This is a genomic window from Geodermatophilus sp. SYSU D01119 (genome assembly GCF_054049975.1).
This window is the reverse complement of record NZ_JBJGYL010000056.1, coordinates 1-7,363: the sequence shown is the minus strand read 5'-3', so window position 1 is coordinate 7,363 and position 7,363 is coordinate 1. Positions and strand designations below refer to the sequence as shown.

Genomic DNA, 7,363 nt, shown 5'->3' with positions numbered 1-7,363 from the left:
CGCGGAGTGGTAGCGGGCGGCGGCGCGTGGGTGGGCGTGGCGGAGGTGCGGCTGCCCGAGCGCCAGCTGGCCGTGGCCGCGGCGCCCGGCCCGCCCGCCGGCGGGCGCGCCTCTCGCCGGTCCCGCCGGCACGGCGGCGACGTCACGGCCGAGCAGCCCGCCGTCGGCGCCGCCACGGCCGGCCGCCACCGCGCGCCGGCCGAGCCGAACGCCGGCCGGCACCGCGCCCTCACGACCGAGATGCCCGCGGTCGTCGTGGCCCCCGCCGTCACCCCTGCCGTCGCCCCCGCCGTGGTCCCGGCCGCGGTGTCGGCGGTTGCGGACGCGACCGTCGTCGCCCCCGCCGTCCGCGTGCCCGCGCCCGAGCCCGACCTGCTGACCCGGCCCATCCGGCTCGGCGACCTCGTGCCCGGCCGGCGCGTCGGCCGCCCGGCGGTCCCCACCGCCTGAGGGCCCGCTCCTCGCGCCTCCAGCCGCGGGCGGCCGGTCCGCCGGCCGCTCCCGCGGGGCCCTCGCGCGTCCTGGGGAGGCCTGTTCGCGGCGTCGCGTGTACGACACCTCCCGGCCTCCCGCGCGCCGACACGCGCGGCGTCCCGGCGTGTCGTGTGACGGGTGGGAGAACTGCTCGCGCCTGGTCACCAGTGGGTCACGGTCTCGTCGCGGCGGAAGAGACACGCCCGGCCCCGCCTTGCAGATGTAGTGGAGCGCGGCCTACTGTCCCCCTACATCTAGTAGTTGCACCGATGGAAGTCCTCCACAGCTCGTCCTCAGGTCTTCCCCGGCGTCTCCACCGGATGTCCCCAACGGGGTCCACAGACCACCGTCGGCGGACGGGTCGCCCGGGCGGCCCGTCGGCACGACCCACCCGGCACCGGGGTACCGGTACCGCGACCGTCCGCGGAGGAGGTGAACCGCAGTGCGTTGCCCGTTCTGCCACAACCCGGACAGCCGGGTGATCGACTCGCGCGAGGCCGACGAGGGGGCCACCACCCGCCGCCGTCGCTCGTGCCCGGCCTGCGGTCGCCGCTTCACCACCGTGGAGGAGGCGGTCCTCGCCGTCGTCAAGCGCAGCGGCGTCAGCGAGCCCTTCAACCGCTCGAAGGTCGTCGCCGGGGTGCGCCGGGCCTGCCAGGGCCGGCCGGTCGACGAGGACCAGCTCCAGCAGCTCGCCCAGCAGGTGGAGGACGCCATCCGCGCCAGCGGCGTGGCCGAGGTCCCGAGCAACGAGGTGGGCCTCGCCATCCTGCAGCCGCTGCGGGAGCTCGACGAGGTCGCCTACCTGCGCTTCGCGAGCGTGTACCGCGCCTTCACCTCGGTCGAGGACTTCGAGAAGGAGATCACCGAGCTCCGGGAGCGCCACCACCGCGGCGGCACCCCGCCCCTGCCCGGCCTGCAGCTCGAGCCCCCGGCGCCGCGCCGCCGGGCCGGCGGCCGCAGCGCGCCGGCCGGCACCTGACCACCCCCGGGACCACCCGCCGGCAGCGCCGCCGGACCGCACCCCGCAGCACCGCCAGAACCGTCAGCACCACCCGCTAGAACAGGGGCGGCTCTCTTCCCCAGCCGCCCGCACCGATCACCAAGGGAGAGCTCGTGACCGAGACCGAGGACCGCGTGACAGGCCGTACGCGTCGCGCCGCCGCCAAGGCGCCGACCCGGGGGAAGGGCCTGCGCATCAAGCGCGTCTACACCACCGCCGGTGTGCACCCCTACGACGAGGTGACGTGGGAGCGCCGCGACGTCGTCATGACCAACTGGCGTGACGGCTCGGTCAACTTCGAGCAGCGCGGCGTCGAGTTCCCCTCCGAGTGGAGCATCAACGCCACCAACATCGTCACGACCAAGTACTTCCGCGGCGCCGTCGGCACCCCGCAGCGCGAGACCAGCCTGCGCCAGCTCATCGACCGCGTGGTGCTCACCTACGGCGCGGCCGGCCGCGAGCACGGCTACTTCGCCACCGAGGGCGACGCCGAGGTCTTCGAGCACGAGCTCACCTGGATGCTGCTGCACCAGGTGTTCAGCTTCAACAGCCCCGTGTGGTTCAACGTCGGCACGAGCGCGCCGCAGCAGGTCAGCGCCTGCTTCATCCTCGCCGTCGACGACACGATGGACTCGATCCTGAACTGGTACCGCGAGGAGGGCCTGATCTTCAAGGGCGGCTCCGGTGCCGGCCTGAACCTCTCCCGCATCCGCTCCTCCAAGGAGCTGCTGTCCTCCGGCGGCACCGCCTCCGGCCCGGTCAGCTTCATGCGCGGCGCCGACGCCTCCGCCGGGACCATCAAGTCCGGCGGCGCCACCCGGCGCGCGGCCAAGATGGTCGTCCTCGACATCGACCACCCCGACATCGAGGAGTTCATCGAGACCAAGGCGCGCGAGGAGGACAAGATCCGCGCGCTGCGCGACGCCGGGTACGACATGGACCTCGGCGGCAAGGACATCACCAGCGTCCAGTACCAGAACGCGAACAACTCGGTCCGCGTCTCCGACGAGTTCATGCGCGCGGTGGAGGACGGCACCGGCTTCGGCCTGCGCGGGCGCCTCGACGGCTCGGTCATCGAGACCGTCGACGCCAAGGAGCTCTTCCGCAAGGTCACCCAGGCCGCGTGGGAGTGCGCCGACCCCGGCATCCAGTACGACGACACGATCAACGACTGGCACACCAACCCCGAGACGGGCCGGATCAACGCGTCCAACCCCTGCTCGGAGTACATGAGCCTGGACAACAGCTCGTGCAACCTGGCGTCCCTGAACCTCATGAAGTTCCTCAAGGACGACGGGACCTTCGACGCCAAGACCTTCGTCAAGGCCGTCGAGCTGGTCATCACGGCGATGGACATCTCCATCTGCTTCGCCGACTTCCCGACCGAGCCGATCGGTGAGACCACCCGCGCCTACCGCCAGCTGGGCATCGGCTACGCCAACCTCGGCGCGCTGCTCATGGCCACCGGCCACGCCTACGACTCGCGCGGCGGCCAGACGCTGGCGGCGGCGATCACCTCGCTGATGACCGGCACCGCCTACCGGCGCTCCGCCGAGCTCGCCGGCATCGTCGGCGCCTACGAGGGCTTCGCCCGCAACGCCGACGCCCACGCCCGGGTCATGCGCAAGCACGCCGCGGCCAACGACGCCATCCGCCCGGTCGGCGCCGACGACGCCGACGTGCTGCGCGTCGCCACCGCCCAGTGGCAGGAGTGCCTGGAGATCGGCGCGGACAACGGCTGGCGCAACGCGCAGGCCTCCGTGCTGGCCCCCACCGGCACCATCGGCTTCATGATGGACTGCGACACGACCGGCATCGAGCCGGACTTCTCGCTGGTCAAGTACAAGAAGCTGGTCGGCGGCGGGTCCATGCAGATCGTCAACCAGACCGTCCCGCGGGCGCTCAAGAGCCTGGGCTACCAGGACGAGCAGGTCGAGGCGATCGTCGAGTACATCTCCGAGCACGGCCACGTCGTCGACGCGCCGAGCCTGCGCCCGGAGCACTACGAGGTCTTCGACTGCGCCATGGGCGAGCGGGCCATCTCCCCGATGGGCCACGTCCGGATGATGGCCGCGGTGCAGCCGTTCATCTCCGGCGCCATCAGCAAGACGGTCAACATGCCGGAGACGGCGACCGTCGAGGACGTCGAGAACATCTACTTCCAGGGCTGGAAGCTCGGCCTGAAGGCGCTGGCGATCTACCGCGACAACTGCAAGGTCGGCCAGCCGCTGTCCGACGCCAAGGCCAAGAAGGCCGAGGCCGTGGCCGAGGTCGAGGCGGCCCCGGTCGCCACCACGTCGCACCCGGTGCGCCGCCGGCTGCCCAAGAAGCGCCAGAGCATGACGACGTCGTTCAGCGTCGCCGGCGCCGAGGGCTACATGACGGCCGGGATGTACGAGGACGGCAGCCTCGGCGAGGTGTTCCTCAAGCTCGGCAAGCAGGGCTCGACCCTGGCCGGTGTCATGGACGCCTTCTCGATCGGCATCTCGATCGCGCTGCAGCACGGTGTGCCGCTGGAGACCTACATCCAGAAGTTCACCAACATGCGCTTCGAGCCGGCCGGCATGACCGACGACCCGGACATCCGGATCGCCCAGTCGGTGATGGACTACATCTTCCGTCGCCTGGCGCTCGACCACCTGCCGGTCGAGACCCGCGCCACCCTCGGCATCTTCAGCGCCGAGGAGCGCGCCGCGCAGGTGGCCGGTAACTACGGCTCGGCGTCCACCGCGGACGTCGTCGAGGAGGAGGTCGACGTCGAGGCGCTGCGCGGTTCGGTCCCGACCGAGGCCGAGACCAAGAGCGTCGCCAAGGAGAAGGTCACCCCCGAGGGGCCGAAGTCGGTCAAGGAGGCCCACTCCTCGGCCGAGCTCCTCGAGCTGGTCACCGGCACCGCCACCGACGCGCCGCTGTGCATGACCTGCGGTACGAAGATGCGCCCGGCCGGCAGCTGCTACGTCTGCGAGGGCTGCGGCTCCACCAGCGGCTGCAGCTGACCGACGGCTGACCCACGACCGGTGCCCCGGTCCCGCCACGCGCGGGACCGGGGCACCGGTCTTTTCGCCTTCGGCGCAAGAAATGCGCGGGAAGCGTAATCGGCCATTCCCCCGGCGCATTCTCCGACCATTCCCGCTGTACTGCGGTCGTCCGGTCCCGACGACGCAGGAGGCACCGTGTCCCACCCCGTCATCCGAGAGACCAGCGGCTCCCGGTCGCTGCAGGACGCCGTCACCGACCAGCTGCTGGGCGAGCGCATCCTCGTCCTCGGCACCGCGGTCGACGACGACGTCGCCAACCAGCTGTGCGCGCGGTTGCTCCTGCTCGCCGCCGACGACCCGCACCGCGACGTGCACCTCTACGTCAACTCGCCGGGCGGTTCCGTGGACGCCGGGCTCGCCGTCTACGACACCATGCGCTTCATCGGCTGTGACGTCGCCACCTACGCGTTCGGGATGGCCGCGTCGATGGGGCAGTTCCTGCTCACGGCGGGCACGCCGGGCAAGCGCTACGCGCTGCCGCACACGCGGATCCTGGTGCACCAGCCCTCCGCCGGCGTCGGTGGCACCCAGTCCGACATCGCCATCCAGGCCGACGTGCTGCGCCGCCTCAAGCGCCAGGTGAACGAGTTGCAGGCCCTGCACACCGGCCAGGACGTCGAGCGGATCGAGCGGGACTCCGACCGCGACCGGTGGTTCACCCCGGAGGAGGCCCGGGCCTACGGCCTGGTCGACCACGTCGTCTCGTCCGCGGCAGCGCTGCCGGTCCCGGGCGCCTGAGCGGGCGGCGGGGAGGCGCGCGGGAGAAGGGGGGAGGGGGCGCGAGCGAGGTCACAGCGCGATGCCGGCGGATCGGGTGACGAACCGGTTCCGGATTGCCGATGACCCGTCCGGCCACCGCGCAGTGCCGGCGGATCCGCTCGTCGACGAGGGACCGCGGCCCGGAGGAGCACCGTCTCCCGGCCGGTGGCCGCCCTCGCCCGCACCACCCGAACGGATCCCGCTCCGCCATGCCCGCCGCCCTCGGCCTCGTCGCGACCGTCCTCAGCATCTCCGTCATCTGGCCGCAGGTCTGGCTGTCCTGCCGGCACGGACGCACCGGCGGCCTCTCGCCCACCGGCACCTGGCTCGCCGCCCCGCTCAACCTCGCCTGGCTGGCCGTCGGGCTCCTCATCGCCGATCCCGCCCAGGTGGTCACCAACACCGTCGTCGGCGCGGGCAACACCGCGGTGCTCGCCGCCCTGCTCCTCGCCCGCCCGGACCTGCGCAGCCGCCGCGCGCTGCTCCGCACCGCCTCCGGCGCCGCGGGCCTGACCCTGCTGACGGCGGGCTGCGCCGTCGCCGTCGCGGTCCTCGGCGTCGCGCCGACCGGGGTCGCGGTGGTCCTGGCGGCGGTCGCCGCCGTCGTCGGCGCGGCCGCGGCGCTGCCGCAGCCACTGGCCCTGCTGCGCGACCGCGGCCAGGACCTGTCCGGCATGTCGCCGGTGCGCTGGTGGCTGGGCGCCGGCTCGTGCGCCGCCTGGACCGGGTACGGCGCGGTCACCGGGCAGCCGCTGATGGCGGCCTCGGCCGCCGTGGGCCTCGCCTGCGCGCTGGTCACGCTCGCCGTGGTGGCCGGCCGCCGTCCGCTCGCCCGGGTGGTGGCGCTGCCCGCCCGCCGGCCGCGCCCCCGCCTGGCGACTGCCGCCTGACGGCAACGGTGCGCCGTGCCAGGGTGGAGCGCGTGCGCGTCCTGGTCACCGGCAGCTCGGGTCACCTCGGCGAGGCGCTGGTGCGCGTGCTGCGGGAGGCCGGGGACGACGTCGTCGGCCTGGACCTGCTGCCGTCGCCGACCAGCGACGTCGTCGCCCCGGTGACCGACCGCGCCGCGGTCCGCTCCGCCCTCGAGGGGGCTGACGCGCTGGTGCACACCGCGACGCTGCACAAGCCGCACGTCGGCACGCACAGCCGGCAGGAGTTCGTCGACACCAACGTCACCGGCACGCTCACCGTGCTGGAGGAGGCGGCGGCCGCTGGGGTCGGTCGGGCGGTGGTCACCAGCACCACCAGCGCCTTCGGCCGCGCGCTGACGCCCGCGCCGGGGGAGCCCGCCGCGTGGGTGGACGAGTCGGTGCCGCCGCGGGTGCGCAACGTCTACGGCGCCACCAAGGTCGCCGCCGAGGACCTCGCCGAGCTCGTCGCCCGCGACACCGGCCTGCCCGTCGTCGTCCTGCGCACCTCGCGGTTCTTCCCGGAGGGCGACGACAGCGACGACGTCCGCGGCGCCTACGCCGACGACAACGTCAAGGTGACCGAGCTCCTGTACCGCCGGGTGGACCTCGCCGACGTCGTCTCGGCGCACCGCGCCGCGCTCGACCGGGCGCCCGCGCTCCGGTTCGGCCGGTACGTCGTCAGCGCCACCACGCCCTTCGGCCGCGGCGACCTGGCGCAGCTGCGCACCGACGCGCCCGCCGTCGTCGCCCGGCTTTTCCCCGACGCGCCGGAGCTCTACGCGCGCCTGGGCTGGCGGCTGTTCCCCTCGATCGACCGCGTGTACGTCAACGACGCCGCCCGCGCCGACCTCGGCTGGACGCCGGAGTGGGACTTCCGCGCCGCCCTCGACGCGCTCGCCGCCGGCCGTCCGCCGCGCAGCGAGCTGGCCCGCAGCATCGGCGCGAAGGGCTACCACCCGACGCCGACCGGCCCGTACACCGTGCGGGGGTGACCGGGTGAGCCTCCGGATGCGCGCGGTCGCCGCCTACCTGCGGGCGACGGCGAAGCCGCGCATGGCCACCGCCGAGGCGGCCCGCCGCCGGATGGCCGACCCGGGGCCGGCCGCGGGGGGGGGGGGGGGGGGGGGGGGGGGGGGGGGGGGGGGGGGGGGGGGGGGGGGGGGGGGGGGGGGGGGGGG

At 74.0% G+C, this 7,363-nt stretch carries 6 protein-coding genes; all 6 read left to right on the top strand.

Annotated features, from left to right (window positions below; translation table 11 throughout):
- Positions 1-450: hypothetical protein (locus tag ACI79X_RS23275; RefSeq protein ID WP_457027798.1), on the top strand; the 450-nt coding region annotated here is incomplete at its 5' end.
- Between the two features lie 466 nt (positions 451-916).
- Positions 917-1,456: a transcriptional regulator NrdR gene (gene nrdR, locus ACI79X_RS23270; RefSeq protein WP_457027797.1), complete on the top strand. Its 540-nt coding sequence runs from the start codon at positions 917-919 to the stop codon at positions 1,454-1,456.
- Positions 1,457-1,590: 134 nt separating this feature from the next.
- Complete coding sequence (locus tag ACI79X_RS23265; protein WP_457027796.1) at positions 1,591-4,473, top strand: vitamin B12-dependent ribonucleotide reductase; 2,883 nt, start codon at positions 1,591-1,593, stop codon at positions 4,471-4,473.
- Positions 4,474-4,650: 177 nt separating this feature from the next.
- Entirely contained in the window at positions 4,651-5,253 is a 603-nt protein-coding gene (locus ACI79X_RS23260) for a ClpP family protease (protein WP_457027795.1), read from the top strand.
- Positions 5,254-5,483: 230 nt separating this feature from the next.
- Positions 5,484-6,164, top strand: a complete 681-nt coding sequence (locus ACI79X_RS23255; RefSeq protein WP_457027794.1) for a SemiSWEET transporter — start codon at positions 5,484-5,486, stop codon at positions 6,162-6,164.
- A 32-nt stretch (positions 6,165-6,196) separates the two neighbouring features.
- Positions 6,197-7,177, top strand: coding sequence for an NAD-dependent epimerase/dehydratase family protein (locus ACI79X_RS23250; RefSeq protein ID WP_457027793.1), 981 nt, complete (start codon positions 6,197-6,199; stop codon positions 7,175-7,177).
- Positions 7,178-7,363: the final 186 nt, after the last annotated feature.